The sequence below is a fragment of the Streptococcus parasanguinis genome, from assembly GCF_001074805.1.
GTDB lineage: Bacteria > Bacillota > Bacilli > Lactobacillales > Streptococcaceae > Streptococcus > Streptococcus parasanguinis_A.
On record NZ_JUPI01000099.1, the window covers coordinates 1 to 15551 of the forward strand.

The window sequence follows — 15551 nt, forward strand, 5'->3', positions numbered from 1 at the left end:
AACTTTTTCATAATAATCTCCCTATAAGAGCCACCAAAACCGGTGGCTTTTTCTACGTACCTTAGTGAGTCAAGTCCAATAGGGGCGTAGACGAACTTAGGTACGTTGACGCAGTTCGAACGACAGTGAGAACTACGGTCCTTCTCCTTCATTTGTACAAATAATCCAATTTATGCTCGATCTATGTTATAATGAAGAGAATTTTTGTCTGAGGAGGATTTATGAAAAAAACACATTCTACGCTATTCATCCCGGGCATCATTATGCTTGGGATTGTTTTACGAACACCATTTACTACGCTTCCGACGGTCTTGTCTGACATCGCTGCTGGTTTGGGGGTAGATGTGAGCTCTCTGGGACTATTGACTAGCTTACCACTTCTCACCTTTGCCATTTTCTCACCTTTTGCGATTCAATTTGCTAAAAAGTTGGGGATTGAGCGCCTCTTTTTCCTAGTTTTGATCGCAATGACGATCGGATCTGCCATTCGGATTATCAACCTCCCCTTCCTCTATCTGGGAACCATCTTGATTGGAGCTGGCATCGCCTTTCTCAATGTGTTGCTTCCAAGCCTGATTCAGGCGAACAGACCCCGCCAACTAGGCATTCTGACCACTTTGTACATCACTTCTATGGGGATGTCCACAGCGATCGCCTCTTCTGTCGCTGTTCCGATCACCAAAGCCACTTCTTGGCAAGGTTTGGTCAACATTTTGACAGCCTTGTGTGCTCTTGCTTTGGTCATCTGGATTCCTAACCTTCGCTACAACCACCGACTCAAAAAGGCTGCTACTACGGAATCTAGTAGCAAGTGGTATACCAATAAATATGTCTGGGCTATCATGATTTTTGGAGGCTTGCAGTCACTGCTTTTCTACACAAGTATGACTTGGCTTCCGACCATGGCTGTTCAAGCTGGCCTTTCAAAGGTTGAATCTGGACTACTGGCCTCCGTGTTCACCCTGATCAGTCTCCCATTCTCCTTGACGATCCCAAGTTTAACCACACGGTTATCCGATCGCAATCGACACTTGATGCTGACGATTGTTGTCGGAGCAGGGATTCTGGGGGTAGCCATGCTCTTAATCCCGACCAGCAACTTCTTCTACTGGTTGGTATTAAATGCCCTAATTGGAAGTTCCGTTAGTTCGCTCTTCCCTTACCTCATGGTCGCTTTCTCTATGAAATCCAGCACACCTGAAAAAACAGCTCAACTTTCTGGACTTGCCCAAACCGGAGGCTACGTCTTTGCAGCCTTTGGTCCCATCCTCTTCGGCTACAGCAAATCTCTCTTCCACTCTTGGACACCTGCCATTCTTATGCTCCTGGTCTTAACCATTATCATGGCGATTGCCCTTTATCAAGTGGAAAAGGTCGATCATATTTTATAATCAATATCTGGCTGGAAGATTCGTCTTCCGGCTTTTTTGTGCACACAAAAAAGAACTAGGCTCTAGGCCTAGTTCAATGTTTTATTATCCGTTAAATGAGATATGTACGTGGTCGTTGTGGTTTGCTGTATCTCCACCACGGTCCGGCATTTGGTTCCATGTATTAGCTGGTCCGTAAATGTTATTTACTGGCATGTAGAATTGTTGTTTCCAGATAATATATGAGATACCTGCACGGTCCATGTTATCAATCGCATACTGTGCAACTTGATCTCCAAGCTCTGAATTTGTTGGAACCATCACGTCCACTGCAAGTCCTTTACCATGGTCTTCTGGATCCCCTTCACGGTAACCACCGATGTTTGTGATACCGAATTTCGCTGCAATTTCTTGACGGAAAGCTTCCGCTTGCGGTTGAAGATTTGGATCAGTTGGAATAGCATTACCAGTTGTTGGAGTTGATGCTACTGGTTGCACTTCAGGTGCTGCGACAGTTTCTGCTGCCGGAGCTTCGTCTGCAGGAGCTGGTGTTTCAGCAGGAGCTTCTGGTTGAGTTGCTGGAGCTTCAGGAGCAGAAACTGAGGCTGTTTCTGGGTTTTGAGTTGCAACATTGGGAGCTGGAGCACCGTAGCTTGGTGTTTCTGGAACAGCCGGTTGTGCTGGTGTTTCTGCTGCTGGTACTTCAACTACAGGAGCTTCCGCTGGAGCTTCTTGAGCTTCCGCTGCTGGAGCTACTGGAACAGCTTTGTTATCTTCGTTTACTGGTTTAGACAAATCGTTGACAGCGACTGTTTGGTCATCAACTGTCACTTGGTTTGTTGTCAAGTCAGCACTTGCAACGGTTGCATCTGTCGAACCTGCTTGAGGAGTTTGGATTTCAACTGAAGTTACTTCTTTTTGATCATTTACTGTTGTTTTCAAAACAGTACCTGGGTAGATCAAATCCATGTTGCTGATGTTGTTCAAGTTTGCCAACACATGTACATCGATTCCAAGCGCTTCTGCGATCGAACTCAATGTATCACCATATTTGATGGTATAAGTTTGTTGGTTTTCACCGCTTTGTTGGATATCATGTTTGATTTCATCTACTGAGCGAGCTACCCAATCTTCAAGTGTTTCTGCAGTGGCTTTTGTAAATGGAATCACTGCAAGAGCTACTGTTGAAGCGATCAAGGCTTTCGTATTAACTTTTAATTTCATCTTTTATCCTCTTTTTTCTTTGTTTTTTTGCTCAAGATTTTCTTGGACAAATTAACTACTATACTATCTTATCACAATTTAAAAATAATAAAAGGCCTTTTTGGCTATTTAACAAAACTGTATTTTTCTTGTAACATTTCGTCTTTCTTGTCACATTGTTACAAACTAGTAACATAAAAAGAGGGTGCTGGAAGAAGAGTTCGAGGGCGCAAAAAAAGCCTCATCAAGAAGCGGTTCCTCGATGAGGTTCTTGTATTTTTTAAGTAATTGAGGCCGATCTGAAAAGCTGGGGGAAAAACGCAAACTGTAATAGTACTAACTTCAAAGGCACAGTAGCTGATTGGATTTTTCTCTCGCTTTAAGAGCTCGGAAAAATCCTAATCAGCCTTGTGGGGGCAGGACAACGAAGCATTCTATACAACAGTGCTTCTGTCCTGCTCCCTATTTTCCTTTGCATTTTACGGGCTTTGTATCTTATAACTGAACACGCCTACAACTCTTTGGAAAAAGATAAATCCAACTAGAAGCAGACGCTTCGTCGTTGGATTTCCTTTTTTCCTTTGAGTTGCTTAACGGCTTTGTATCTTATTTTACCTTCATGATTCTGACGAGGTTGGCGCGTTCGGCTTCTTCGAGTTTCATTTCGATATAGTAGATAGTCTCTTTGAGGTCTGGGATAGTCGCATACTCCAGTCCGTTCACTCGACGGCGGGTTTTCTCGATTTCATCTGCCATGAGTTGGCAGCTTTTTTCAATTTCCGCTAACTTAAGCAAATCTGGGAGTAGATCCCCCATTTCTTGAATGGTGCTGTCCATTTGACTGTTGGAGGCGAGGTAGCTATAAACCACGTCCCCTTCATCATCTCCGTATGGATTATCGATACGGGCATGGAGCTTGGGCACGCGCACACTCATGACATTTTCTTCTTCGATATGGAGCATCACTTCTCGAGTGGGAACGGCGAAGATTTCTTCCACCATGAGGTCGCTCTCTAAGGACTTGGCCATCACGAAATCTTGCATATTGCCCACAAGCTCTGCCTCCACCTTTTGGCGCAGACGATTATTCTCACGCACAGCTTCAATAAAGCGACGCATAAGTTCATCCCGCTTATCCTTGAGCAACTTGTGCCCTCGGGTTGCTGTCTTGAGGCGTTCTTTGAGAATATTAAGCTCCATCCGAGTTGGTTTTACATTTAATCGTGCCATAGGCTAATCCTCTTTGTTTGGCAGATACTTGTCAATCATCTCATCCTTGATCCGTTTAAGCTCTGTTCGTGGAAGGATGGATAAGAGTTCCCAACCTAGATCCAAACTTTCCTCAATCGTCCGATTGGTGGTAAAACCTTGATTGATGTATTCCTGCTCAAAGCGGTCCGTAAATTTAACATAGAGCTTGTCGGTATCTGACAAGGCAGACTCCCCAAGTACTACAGCCAGTTCTTTGGCTTGCTTTCCTTGAGCGTAAGCCGCAAAGAGCTGGTTCATGGTCGCCGCATGGTCTTCCCGAGTCTTGCCTTCACCAGAACCCTTGTCCTTCAAACGAGAAAGGGAGGGAAGAACATTAATCGGTGGGCGGTAACCACTATTATAGAGATCGCGGGACAGAATAATCTGTCCTTCGGTGATGTAGCCTGTCAAGTCAGGGATGGGGTGGGTGATGTCATCTTCTGGCATGGAGAGGATCGGAATTTGGGTCACAGATCCTTTCTTTCCAACCAAGCGTCCTGCACGTTCGTAGAGGGTTGAGAGGTTGGTATAGAGGTAACCTGGATAGCCCCGACGTCCTGGAACTTCCCGGCGGGCAGCAGATACTTCCCGAAGGGCCTCACAGTAGTTGGTCATGTCAGTCATAATAACCAAGACGTGCATGTCTTTTTCATAGGCCAAATATTCTGCAGCAGTCAAGGCGATCCGAGGAGTCGCAATCCGCTCGATAGCTGGGTCGTTGGCTAGGTTGATAAAGAGGACAGAGCGGTCAATAGCTCCTGTTTCCCGAAGGTCGTTCATAAAGAACTCGGCTTCTTCAAAGGTAATCCCCATGGCCGCAAAGACCACGGCGAAGTTTTCTTCGGAATTAAGAACCGTCGCTTGACGAGCAATCTGAGCTGCCAACTCCTTGTGAGGGAGACCAGAACCTGAGAAGACTGGGAGTTTTTGACCCCGAACTAAGGTATTCAAATGGTCAATGGCTGAGATCCCTGTCTGGATAAATTCATCCGGATAGTCCCGTGAAACAGGGTTGATGGCTTGGCCATCAATGTCCAAGTACTTCTCTGGGATAATCTCTGGACCGCCATCGATGGGTTTGCCCATCCCGTTAAAGATGCGTCCCACCATGTCTTCAGATACAGGAAGTTCTAGGGGACGTCCGGTAAAGCGGACTTTGGCTTTTTCCAAGTTGATCCCGCTAGATCCTTCAAAGAGCTGGACCATGGCCTTGTCTTCTTGGACTTCGAGGACTTGTCCCTGACGGGTTGTTCCATCATGGAGTTTGATTTCTACCAGTTCATTGTAGTGAACCCCCTCGACCTGATCGACAATCATCAAGGGGCCAACAACTTCGCTGACAGTACGGTATTCTTTAATCACGCTCATTGTCTATTCCTCCTTTTGCGACGATTTGGTGTAGGGTTTCTACGATTTCTTCTTTCAAGGCTTGAATAGTTGCCAACTGATCCTCATGGATGAACTTGCTCCGGGCAATGCGGTCTCGAAGAGTTACGGTTCCTTCCATAATTTCTGTGAAGTAAGCCCCTAATTCCAACGCTTTTTGACTTTCTTGGTCAAAGGTCAAAATGTTGGTCAACAAGGCCACCTGCTTGCTGAAAGAGGTATAGGTGTCCACCTCATCAAAGGCATTTTGTTGCAGGTAGTCTTCGCGGATCATCTTGGCCGCATTCATGGTCAAGCGGTCTTTTTCAGACAAGGAATCCAGACCAACCAGGCGGACGATTTCTTGTAATTCACTTTCCTTTTGAAGCAAGTTCATGGCACGGGTCACTTTTTCAGACCAGCTGATTTGTTCATGTAGATCGATATAGCGACCAACTTCATCTTGGTAAAGGGAATAAGAACTCAACCAGTTGATAGCTGGGAAGTGGCGACGTTGGGCCAATTGAGCATCTAAGCCCCAGAAAACCTTGACGATCCGCAGGGTGTTTTGCGTCACGGGCTCTGAAATATCTCCACCCGGAGGGGAAACGGCACCGATTGCCGTAATCGAGCCTTCGCGCGCAGTAGTTCCAAGTGTCTTGACCCGACCTGCCCGCTCGTAGTATTCGGCGATCCGACTACCAAGGTAGGCTGGGTAGCCTTCATCCCCTGGCATTTCTTCTAGACGACCAGACATTTCACGGAGAGCTTCTGCCCAGCGCGAAGTAGAGTCCGCCATGATGGCAACGGAATAGCCCATGTCACGGAAGTATTCGGCAATGGTAATCCCTGTGTAGATAGAAGCTTCCCGCGCCGCCACTGGCATGTTCGAAGTGTTGGCGATCAGTACGGTCCGTTGCATGATGGATTGGCCAGTTGTTGGATCGATCAATTCTGGAAATTCATTCAGAACGTCCGTCATTTCATTTCCACGTTCCCCACAACCAACGTAAATCACGATGTCTACATTGGCAAACTTGGCCACCTGGTGTTGCACAACGGTCTTTCCAGCTCCGAAAGGACCAGGAACAGCTGCAGCTCCACCTTTCGTAACAGGGAAGAAGGTATCAATAACCCGTTGACCTGTGACCAAAGGCTCTACCGGAATCAGTTTTTGTGCAAAGGGACGGCCTCGACGAACTGGCCATTTTTGCATCAAAGTACCAGTAAAGAGGCTACCATCAGCCTGCTCGATCTCATAAACCGGCTCTTCTACTGTGTAAGAACCTGCTGCGATCTTGGTCACACGTCCACTGACTCCAAATGGCACCATGATGCGGTGTTCCACCATATTGGTCTCTTGAACGGTACCAACGATGTCTCCTGCGACTACCTCAGTTCCTTCTACTACACTTGGTTCGAAGGCCCATTTAGTGTCCCGATCGAGATTAGGAACTTGTACCCCACGAACCAAAAAATCGCTGGCGGTGACTTCTTGGAAGCGTTCCAAGGGGCGTTGGATCCCGTCAAACATCTGAGAGATCAAGCCTGGTCCCAATTCAACAGAAAGGGGAGCTCCGGTTGTTACCACTGGTTCTCCTGGACCAACTCCAGACGTTTCTTCATATACTTGGATAGAGGCTTCATCCCGCCGCATCTCAATAATTTCGCCAATCAAACCAAGATCGCCGACCCGGCAAATGTCTTGGATATTGGCCTCCTGCATCCCTGATGCAACCACCAAGGGACCGGAAACTTTGATAATTTTTCCTTGAGTCATGTATTCCTCCTGGGAATCCTTTGTTTCTTTGTTTTACTTTTGTGCTATCTCTCTTAGAGCTTGCTTTTGTTGGCCATTGGCATCGAAATTGCTTGGATCCAACCAGGCTTCGAAGCGCTCTTTGATTGCTGGCCATTCTTGGTCAATGATAGACAACCAGTCTGTATCGCGGGTACGACCTTTATAAACAACAGCCTGACGGAAACAGCCTTCATAGGTAAACCCTAAGCGCTCAGCTGCTTTGCGAGAAGCTTGGTTTAAGGCATCACATTTCCACTCATAACGGCGGTAACCTAGATCCTCAAACACATAGCGCGCTAATAGATACTGGGCTTCTGTGGCCATGCGAGTCTTTTGGAGCGCTGGTGAGTAGGTCACTGCTCCGACTTCGATCACCCGGTTGGCTTGATCGATCCGCATGAGAGAGAATGTCCCTAAAGCCTTGCCTGAATCTTTGTCTACAATTGCATAGTAAAAGCGACCTTGGGCTGTCATGAGATCATCCAATAAGTGGTCCCACTCCTCTTCATTGCGGGCAGGACCTTTAAACAGAAAGGTCCACATAGCTGCTGGAGAGTCCGGCCCGTAAACCTGATAAAGATCTGCTCCATGTTTTTCTTTTGAGAGGCGCTCGATCACGGTATAGCGACCTTCGATCCGCTCAATAGCTGGCAAGCGCCCCGGTGTAAACTCCGGCAGTGCATCGCCAATCGCTTGGCCAAATTCATTTGTTCTCATAAAATATCCTGTCCTACTGCTTTTTCGACATTATCACGAATCCGCTGTTGGCCCAGTCCTGTAGTCCCTCTATGGGTCGGGATAAGGATCAGAGCCGGTGTCAGCTGCTGGTCGTAAAAAGCCACTGTGTCTGGAATGGCCTGAGCAATATCCTCTGTCAGGTAGATAATCCCGAAGTTTTCCCGACTGAGTTTTCGCAAGGTATTGATCGCTTCTTGTGGCTCTGTGACCGGATAGGTTTGAAAGCCAATCAGGCGAAAAGGAAGGATGGCGTCCCGATTGCCCACAACGGCGATCTTATAGGTCTGTTTGTCCATAAATCGGTCTCATCCTTTCTTTGATTTCTGATAGCGGAAAACCATTGTCCAAACCAGAGAGGACCAAACGAAGGTTGGTCACCTCTAACTCTTTTCCGTAAAGATAGCGGACAAGAGGGAGTGGTCCATCGACTTCAAAACGGCCAGCGTCTAAAAGGCTGAATTTCACCAAGCTTTCTAGATACTCCAACTCTACTGTCTTTAGTTGACCGGTGCGCATCTTTTCTTCATAAGTCTCTAAGGCGAGATCGTACTCCAGCGGATTGACTTGATAAAACCAGGTCAACCACTGACCCGATTCTAGCAGGTCGATCACCTGATGGGCACTGAGGCTTCCTTCATCCGAGAGCAATTGGTGCATAAAACTATGCGGTTTTTGCTGATCCAAGGCCCGTTTGACCGTAATCGCATTGTAAAAGTCAATGGTCACGTCTACCAGCTGCTTGAGAATTGGATGATCTAGGCTGTCTCCTAAGTATCTCAGGTGTTTAAAATAAGCTAAGTCCATCCCGATTTCGAGGACCCGCAAGTCCTGATAGTCTTGGAATTCCTGCCAAGTTGCAGCCACTTCTTCCGCCATAAAGGCCGGACAATGCTCCGCAGAAAAGGTCGCCACCAAATGCTCGAGCACATCAAGAGAATAAGGACCGATAGGGATCAATAAATGCCCCAACTTGCGCTCTGTCGCCTTGTGTTTTAGATAAACCTTGAGATTATGATAAGTGTATTTCAAGGTGAACAGGCTAACCAGGTCTGACTGAGGGGTTACCTCAAAAGCCCATTGGTATTCCGCCAACAAGGCTGCCATCAGGCGCTCTTCAAGGGCTGCTAAATCCTTGATCTCGTGGCTGTCTAAAGCATAAGGTGTCCCTTGTAGCAAGCCTTCTCGGCTCTCACTGGAGGGACTTGCAAGCAACTGCTCGAACTGACTGGGACTGACAAAACTAGCCTCACGTACGCTGATTCCTGTATTAACTTGAGAATAGGTCCGTTCGCTCATTGCAACCTCCTAGTTCTCTTCATCGGTGAAAATGCTGGCTGCCATCTGGTAGCTTTCTTGCTCCCAAATGGAATCCACCAAATCACGGTAGAGATAGTTATCATCAATCTTCCCAACCGACAAGACAAAGCCTGCCTGAGCTGGAATCGTCGCATCCGCAACTGTCACATTCTGATGAGTTTGCTTTAATTTCTCGAGAGCTGCTGGATCAAATTTGCTAGCACTCACCGCCCCAAAGGTCAGAGTCACAACTTGCCCTTGATAGCGGTCTAAAATCGCATCTACAAACTGCATTTCCTTTTCAAGGGGCCAAGCCGCCATTGCTTCATAAGCATCTGCAAAGAGATCCTTTAAGACTCGTTGCTTGGTGACAAGGGTTGATTGACGTTTTTTATTTTCGATTTGTTGGGTTTCACGTTGCAATTGACGTTGAATCCGCTTGAGCTGCTCGGAGCGTTGATTGAGTCTATCTTGGATCAAACGCTCTTCTTGCGCAGTCTCTTCTTTTAGGATGGTTTCCTTGGCCTCTTCTAAGAGTTTACGCCCTTTTTCGTGGGCTTGGGCCAAGATAGAATCCTTTAATTGGGTTTGTTCATCCATATCGTTTTTTCTCCTATTGCATGCGTCTTGTGTTTTTCGCCTCGCGAGGCAAATTCATCAAAGCTAGCTCTTAGCCGACGCGTAGAGTCAATAGGAAGGACACAACGAAGGCCAAGATGGCATAGGTTTCAACCATGGCCGCAAGGATAACCCCTTTCATCATGTCTTCAGGACGTTTTGCCAAGATTTGCATCCCTGCTGTCGCAACATTTCCTTGGTGTTTTGCTGAGAAATAACCAACGATCGCAACTGGAAGAGCTGTAAAGAAGTAAGCAACCCCTGTTTCAAGTGGCATATCTGGCTTAATTTGCAACCAGATCAAGATCCCGATAACGAAACCGTACAAACCTTGTGTACCTGGCAACAATTGCAAAATCAGGGCTTGGGCAAATTTTTCGGGTTGTTCTTTCAAGAGCGCTGCTGCTGCTTGACCCGTTTTACCAACCCCAAGAGCAGATCCCATCCCACTAAGTGCGACTGCGATCGCGACACCAAATGCTGCAAAGAAGGCGCCCCCATGGGCTGAAAAATATGATGCTAAAGATTCCATGAATATACTCCTATTTTTTTAAGATAATACTTATTTTTTTGTTTTAATATAGCGTTCAGAAGGTTTGAGAGGACGAAATGGCTTGCCTCCTCCTTCGTAGAACTTACCGAAGAACTCCACAAAGATTAAACGGGCTCCATGCACATATCCTGACAAGAAGGACAGGAACATGTTAATGGCATGTAGGACGATAAAGAGCACAAGTCCTACCGTAAACCGTCCAAGCGGTGGGAAGAGATTGACAATAAGGTTAAAGGCTGAACCGATACTAGCTCCAGACAAGCCCAGGGCCATCAAACGGGTGAAGCTGACCAAGTCTCCGACGTACCCACTGACATTGTAGAGGTTAAAGAGACCGGATGCTAGACCGGATAACTTCTTAGCACTGACAATGGAAACAATCAAGATCCCAATGGCATTTAAAATGGCTAGCCACTTGCCAATCGGAACTAGGACGCTCATCCCTGGCAAGATATTGCCTACTGCTAGAAGCATCAAGCCAAGTAGGATCAAGACCCAAGCAAAGCCCGCATTATAGGCTTCCGTGTAGTCTTTGAGGCGGACATTTTTCATTCCCCCTAAGAACAATCCCACTAAGACAGTGACAAAACCAAAGACCACTGAGAGGATCAGGATGGTCATAGCGTTGCTGGTCGTACTGATCAGGGCAAAAGGCATCTCAAATCCAAAGAAAGAGCCATAGACCACACCCCAAAGGGCCACTGAAATTCCGAGGAGACTGAAGAAACGAAGGTTCTTTGCTGTCCCAGGATTGAGCTTAAAGGCTTTAAGGGCAAACCCTGTCGCTACCGTTAGCAAGAGTCCATAACCGATATCTGCGACCATCATGCCAAAGAATACAAAGTAGAAGAGCGAAACGATCGGAGTCGGATCTTTCTCGTAATACTTAGGCAAGGCATACATCTCTGTGACTAATTCAAAAGGCTCTACCAAGGCGCTATTTCGCAACTGGATCGGCACGTCATCCCAATCTTTTTCCGTCACATCGCGCGTCTCTAGTAAGACCCGAGAACCAAAGCCTTCTTGTAAGAAGTCTCGTAACGAGGCCACTTGGGATGTTTCAATCCAACCCTCTAGGGCTACCAAACTTTGCGTGCTGGCTAGCAGCGACTTGGCTTCCTCACGAGCTCCCAAGCTCAACAAGTAATCCATCTGATACTTGAGTTGGTCCAACTCCTTCTGGGAGTTTTGTAACTCTGCTAGGGTTGCTGCAACGACAGCTTCCTGCTCTTTGATTTCCCCTTCTAGGCGATCCAAGTAAGCAGCTGGGACTTGCTCTTCTTCATAGTCCAATTCTTTGAACCCATGTTCTTCCAGAAGCTCCTGAACAGCTACACGGTCTCCCGAACGATACAAGATGACATAGCCGTGTTCCGTCTCAGACGTAAAGACTTCTTCTAACTCCAGCTCAGGATGAGCTTTTAAGGAAGAACGAACAGCGTCTGTATCGCTATTAGGGATAGTCCCAATCAAACCATGCACATAGTGAAAGGTAGCGAGGGCAGCTGGCGTCACCTCTAACGGTCGCCATTTTTCTAAGCGTTCGATCTCTCTCTTTGCATCTGCAATCTTCTGGCGAGCCTTGTCTAACACGCGCAATTGGCGTTTCAACTTGGTCAATAGAAGATCCTCATCTCGAATCATCCCGTGGGCCTGCAGATCATCAAAAGACAAACTTAAAGGTTCTTCCTTCAGAGCTTGCAGGGCCTTCTTCTCAGGCATATAGGGCTCCAGAGTCTGAATCATTTTTTCAACTTGTTCTTGACGTTTTTGTAGCTCTACCAAGACTTGACGATTGTCCTCTGTCAAGGGTTGAGACAAGGTATTTGCCTCAAAAGCAGCCTGCCACTCTTCCTGTTCACTTAGGTCATAAATCTGGATTTTCGCCTCAGACTGCAGCGCTAGTAGGAGACTGTCCAAGTCATCTTTGGGCAAGATGAGAGACAGTTTTTGCATCTGACTAACGGCCATAGCTTGCTACCACCTTTTCTACAATGGCTTCAACTAACCCAGCTCGCTTGTCGGTCATCGCCTCTTGTACCTTGGCATCATTGCGCGCAACCGTTTCTTCCAGATCTTTCGTTAAACGGACGAGTCTTTCCTGGGCGTTTTTTTCTGCCTCTGTGACCAATTGCTTGGTTTCCTCATCGTAATGCTGTGCCACTGTTGCAAGTCGATCGCGCGAATCCGTTCGGATTTGTTCAACTTGAGCTTCATAGCCTACGATCACGCCCTGAGCAGCTTGCTCGATCTCTTGCATCATCTCGAGTGTTGCATTCGACATCGTCACACCTCCTTATTCAACTATTGTTCTTCCAACAACAGTACAATTATCTTAAATTATACCACAATTCATATCGTTTGTTCAGACCCAACCGGGAATTTTCAGAAAATTGTGGACAACAAATAAGACCTTAGTTTCAAGTTTGGTAGCGTTCTCTTCTTTTCTCCTATCCTGTTCCTAGTTTCAGTATTTCTTGATTTCTTTTACTTGAATAAAGCGGTTACCCATGTTATAATGTGTAATATATTATAGGAGTATCCTGTTATTTCATCTCGTGAGAAAGGAGGATTGCTGTGAAACAAGATCAAGATTTACGCGCCATTATCGCCAGCCATGAAGCTGAGTTAACAGATATGGAACGCGACATTGCCCAATATTTTTTATCATCCGAAGCACGACAGCACTCCCTGTCCTCTTCTCGTGTAACAGAGTTACTCCATGTTTCAAAGGCGGCTTTAACGCGTTTCTCTCAAAAATGTGGCTTTTCCGGCTATCGGGAATTTGTCTATCACTTTAACGAAGAAACCAAAAATCAAAAACAGGTGCAAGAGCATGACGAGCTGACGCTGAGCGTCTTGCAACGCTACCACCATATCAGTAACGTCACTGAAAGTCTGGTAAAAGATTCCCAATTAGATCGGGTCGCTGAACTAATCGGTCAAGTAGACCGAGTCTATTTCTTCGGGATCGGTAGTTCCGGTTTAGTCGCTCGAGAAATGAAATTGCGCTTTATGCGACTGGGCGTCGTTTGTGAAGCCCTGACTGATCAAGATGGCTTTGCTTGGACGACCAGTATTCTCGATTCCTCTTGTTTAGTCATCGGTTTCTCATTGTCAGGAGGCACCAACTCCATTACAGACAGTCTCCTGGACGCCAAAGAAAAAGGGGCTAAAACGGTTCTTGTGACGGCTAACCCGGCTGCCATCCACCAAGGATTCACAGAAGTGTTACCGGCCGCACCTCTTCCTAGTAGTACCTATATCGATCGAATTTCTGCTATTTTACCACTCCTCATTGTGGTCGATTTGATCTATGCTCATTTCCTTAATAAAAGCCGAGAACAAAAGGAAATTGTCTTTAATAGCTACTGGGAAAACAAAAAACTTTCTAATCAACGTTCTCGAAAATCTTAATATGGTCTCCCTATTTAAAAAGCATGAAAGATCAGGTTTTCTTCATCTTTCATGCTTTTTTTGATGAATCAAAAACAAGTCGCCAGCGCGACTTGTTTTATGTTCCATGTTTTTGTCTAAAGTGGTAGTAGGCCCCCAACATACCTGCGGCGTTTTGATGGTGGGCAAATTCCAAACGGATCTTATCTGCTAGGCTAGGAACCAGTTCGGCACACAGGGCTTGATAGATTTTAGGTTTCAGGATGGCTTCCTGAGCCATAATCCCCCCTCCAAGAACAATGACCTCTGGATTGACCACATAAACGATATTGGCTAGTCCTTTGCCAAGGTAGGTCACCATTCGATCAATTCCAGCCATACAGATCTTATCTCCTTCTGTTGCCTGCTTGAAGATCCGGCGACCATTCCACTGTTCCACAGGATCACCATGATGTTCTGCCACATACTCGACTAAAGCCGTCGTTGAAGCTAGATCCTGAAAGGCACCGTCTGGCAAATGAAGATAGCCAACCTCACAGGCTGAATTGCTAAAGCCATGAAAGACTTGACCATCGAGCAAGAGGCAACCACCGATCCCTGTCCCAATCGTCAGGCAAACAGCATTGTTCGATCCTTTTGCATGGCCTGTAGTGACCTCTGCGAGACCGGCACAGTTGACATCATTTTCGATCTCGCAAGGGATCTGAAAGGTCTCTTCGATTTCCTTTTTGAATTGGGTGCCTGCATAGTTGGGAATTTGTGGGCCAGCATAAAAGATTTCTCCCTTATCAGGATCTACCATTCCGGCCGAAGAAATCGCCACCCCTGCCAAGGGATGCTTCTTCAAATAACGGGCTACGATTTCCTTTGTTGTGTTAAGAATGTGAGGTCCTCCTTTTTGAGCCTCCGTTGGCATTTCATGGGTCTCTAGGAGTTGCCCTTTTGCATCGGATAGGCCATACTTGATACTGGTCCCTCCGATATCAATTACAACATATGGATTCATCTAGACCTCCTTTGATCAAAGGAATCTGGCTTTTGTGTCCTGAATGAGTTGAGCAGCACGTTGAATCACTTCTTGATCCGCTTCTACTACTGGCGTCAAAGGGGAGCGAACAGATCCCAAGTCCAAACCTTCATTGATACGCAAAACCGCTTTGATGACTGCATACATATTGCCATGAGCAGACGTCAAGACTCCGATAATGTCATTGATGGCAAACTGCAGGGCACGCGCAGTCTCCAAGTCTTTCTCAGCAATCAGCTGATTGAGCTTCAAGAAGAGTTCTGGCATCGCACCATAGGTACCACCGATCCCTGCATGCGCTCCCATGAGACGGCCACCTAAGAATTGTTCATCTGGACCATTAAAGACAATATGGTCGTCGCCTCCTAAAGAAGCAAAGGTTTGAATGTCCTGAACAGGCATCGAAGAATTCTTGACCCCAATCACCCGTGGGTTTTTCAACATTTCCTTGTAAAGGCTCGGTGTCAAAGCAACCCCAGCCAATTGCGGGATATTGTAGATGACAAAGTCTGTATGGGGTGCTGCTGCACTGATTTCATTCCAGTAGTGGGCCACACTGTATTCTGGCAAGCGGAAATAGATCGGTGGAATGGCCGCAATGGCATCTACTCCTAGCTCTTCTGCATGTCGTGCCAATTCCACGCTATCCTTGGTGTTGTTGCAGGCTACATGAGCGATGATGGTCAATTTTCCTTTAGCTACTGCCATCACTTCTTCCAAGATCAGCTTGCGATCGGCCACGCTCTGGTAGATACATTCGCCAGAGGATCCGTTGACATACAAGCCCTGCACACCTTTCGCGATAAAATATTCTACGAGAGCACGCACCCGCTCCGGGCTAATTTCCCCTTGGTCATCATAGCAGGCATAAAAAGCAGGGATGACTCCTTCATATTTTTTTAAATCTGACATATTTTCTCCTTTTGTCGTATC

The 15551-nt window shown here is 46.6% G+C and carries 15 protein-coding genes; 2 read left to right on the forward strand and 13 right to left on the reverse strand.

The window, feature by feature from the left end:
* Positions 1 to 221 precede the first annotated feature (221 nt).
* On the forward strand, positions 222 to 1391 hold the full coding sequence (locus tag ADI76_RS06590) for a CynX/NimT family MFS transporter (RefSeq protein ID WP_049515240.1): 1170 nt from the start codon (positions 222 to 224) through the stop codon (positions 1389 to 1391).
* An 84-nt stretch (positions 1392 to 1475) separates the two neighbouring features.
* On the opposite strand, the gene ADI76_RS06595 is transcribed toward ADI76_RS06590, so the two are convergent.
* From ADI76_RS06595 to ADI76_RS06645, 11 genes are all read right to left on the reverse strand, one after another.
* Positions 1476 to 2594 (reverse strand): LysM peptidoglycan-binding domain-containing protein, encoded by a 1119-nt coding sequence (locus tag ADI76_RS06595; RefSeq protein WP_049515242.1) that lies wholly within the window; start codon positions 2592 to 2594, stop codon positions 1476 to 1478.
* Between the two features lie 585 nt (positions 2595 to 3179).
* Positions 3180 to 3803, reverse strand: a complete 624-nt coding sequence (locus ADI76_RS06600; protein WP_049515244.1) for a V-type ATP synthase subunit D — start codon at positions 3801 to 3803, stop codon at positions 3180 to 3182.
* 3 nt (positions 3804 to 3806) lie between these two features.
* Positions 3807 to 5192, reverse strand: coding sequence for a V-type ATP synthase subunit B (locus tag ADI76_RS06605; RefSeq protein ID WP_003002370.1), 1386 nt, complete (start codon positions 5190 to 5192; stop codon positions 3807 to 3809).
* Positions 5179 to 6969 (reverse strand): V-type ATP synthase subunit A, encoded by a 1791-nt coding sequence (locus ADI76_RS06610; RefSeq protein WP_049515247.1) that lies wholly within the window; start codon positions 6967 to 6969, stop codon positions 5179 to 5181. Before ADI76_RS06610 ends, ADI76_RS06605 begins: the two co-directional genes overlap by 14 nt.
* A 33-nt stretch (positions 6970 to 7002) precedes the next feature.
* Positions 7003 to 7707 carry a GNAT family N-acetyltransferase gene (locus ADI76_RS06615; RefSeq protein ID WP_049515249.1) on the reverse strand — a complete coding sequence of 235 codons (705 nt, stop codon included), beginning with the start codon at positions 7705 to 7707 and terminating at the stop codon, positions 7003 to 7005.
* A complete protein-coding gene (locus tag ADI76_RS06620; protein ID WP_003009443.1) occupies positions 7704 to 8024 on the reverse strand; it encodes a V-type ATP synthase subunit F in 321 nt (106 codons plus the stop codon). Before ADI76_RS06620 ends, ADI76_RS06615 begins: the two co-directional genes overlap by 4 nt.
* A complete protein-coding gene (locus ADI76_RS06625; protein ID WP_049515252.1) occupies positions 8005 to 9024 on the reverse strand; it encodes a V-type ATPase subunit in 1020 nt (339 codons plus the stop codon). The genes ADI76_RS06620 and ADI76_RS06625 overlap by 20 nt, the downstream gene beginning before the upstream one ends.
* 9 nt (positions 9025 to 9033) lie before the next feature.
* Positions 9034 to 9624: an ATP synthase subunit E gene (locus ADI76_RS06630; RefSeq protein WP_049515255.1), complete on the reverse strand. Its 591-nt coding sequence runs from the start codon at positions 9622 to 9624 to the stop codon at positions 9034 to 9036.
* A 70-nt stretch (positions 9625 to 9694) separates the two neighbouring features.
* Entirely contained in the window at positions 9695 to 10174 is a 480-nt protein-coding gene (locus ADI76_RS06635) for a V-type ATP synthase subunit K (RefSeq protein ID WP_003009435.1), read from the reverse strand.
* 30 nt (positions 10175 to 10204) lie between these two features.
* On the reverse strand, positions 10205 to 12166 hold the full coding sequence (locus tag ADI76_RS06640) for a V-type ATP synthase subunit I (protein ID WP_049515257.1): 1962 nt from the start codon (positions 12164 to 12166) through the stop codon (positions 10205 to 10207).
* Complete coding sequence (locus ADI76_RS06645; RefSeq protein WP_003015405.1) at positions 12156 to 12479, reverse strand: hypothetical protein; 324 nt, start codon at positions 12477 to 12479, stop codon at positions 12156 to 12158. Before ADI76_RS06645 ends, ADI76_RS06640 begins: the two co-directional genes overlap by 11 nt.
* A gap of 293 nt (positions 12480 to 12772) precedes the next feature.
* On the opposite strand from ADI76_RS06645, the gene ADI76_RS06650 reads away from it, so the two are divergent.
* Positions 12773 to 13612 carry a MurR/RpiR family transcriptional regulator gene (locus tag ADI76_RS06650; protein WP_003009426.1) on the forward strand — a complete coding sequence of 280 codons (840 nt, stop codon included), beginning with the start codon at positions 12773 to 12775 and terminating at the stop codon, positions 13610 to 13612.
* 97 nt (positions 13613 to 13709) lie between these two features.
* On the opposite strand, the gene ADI76_RS06655 is transcribed toward ADI76_RS06650, so the two are convergent.
* On the reverse strand, positions 13710 to 14597 hold the full coding sequence (locus ADI76_RS06655) for an ROK family protein (protein ID WP_049515259.1): 888 nt from the start codon (positions 14595 to 14597) through the stop codon (positions 13710 to 13712).
* Between the two features lie 15 nt (positions 14598 to 14612).
* Positions 14613 to 15530 (reverse strand): dihydrodipicolinate synthase family protein, encoded by a 918-nt coding sequence (locus ADI76_RS06660; protein ID WP_049515262.1) that lies wholly within the window; start codon positions 15528 to 15530, stop codon positions 14613 to 14615.
* Positions 15531 to 15551: the final 21 nt, after the last annotated feature.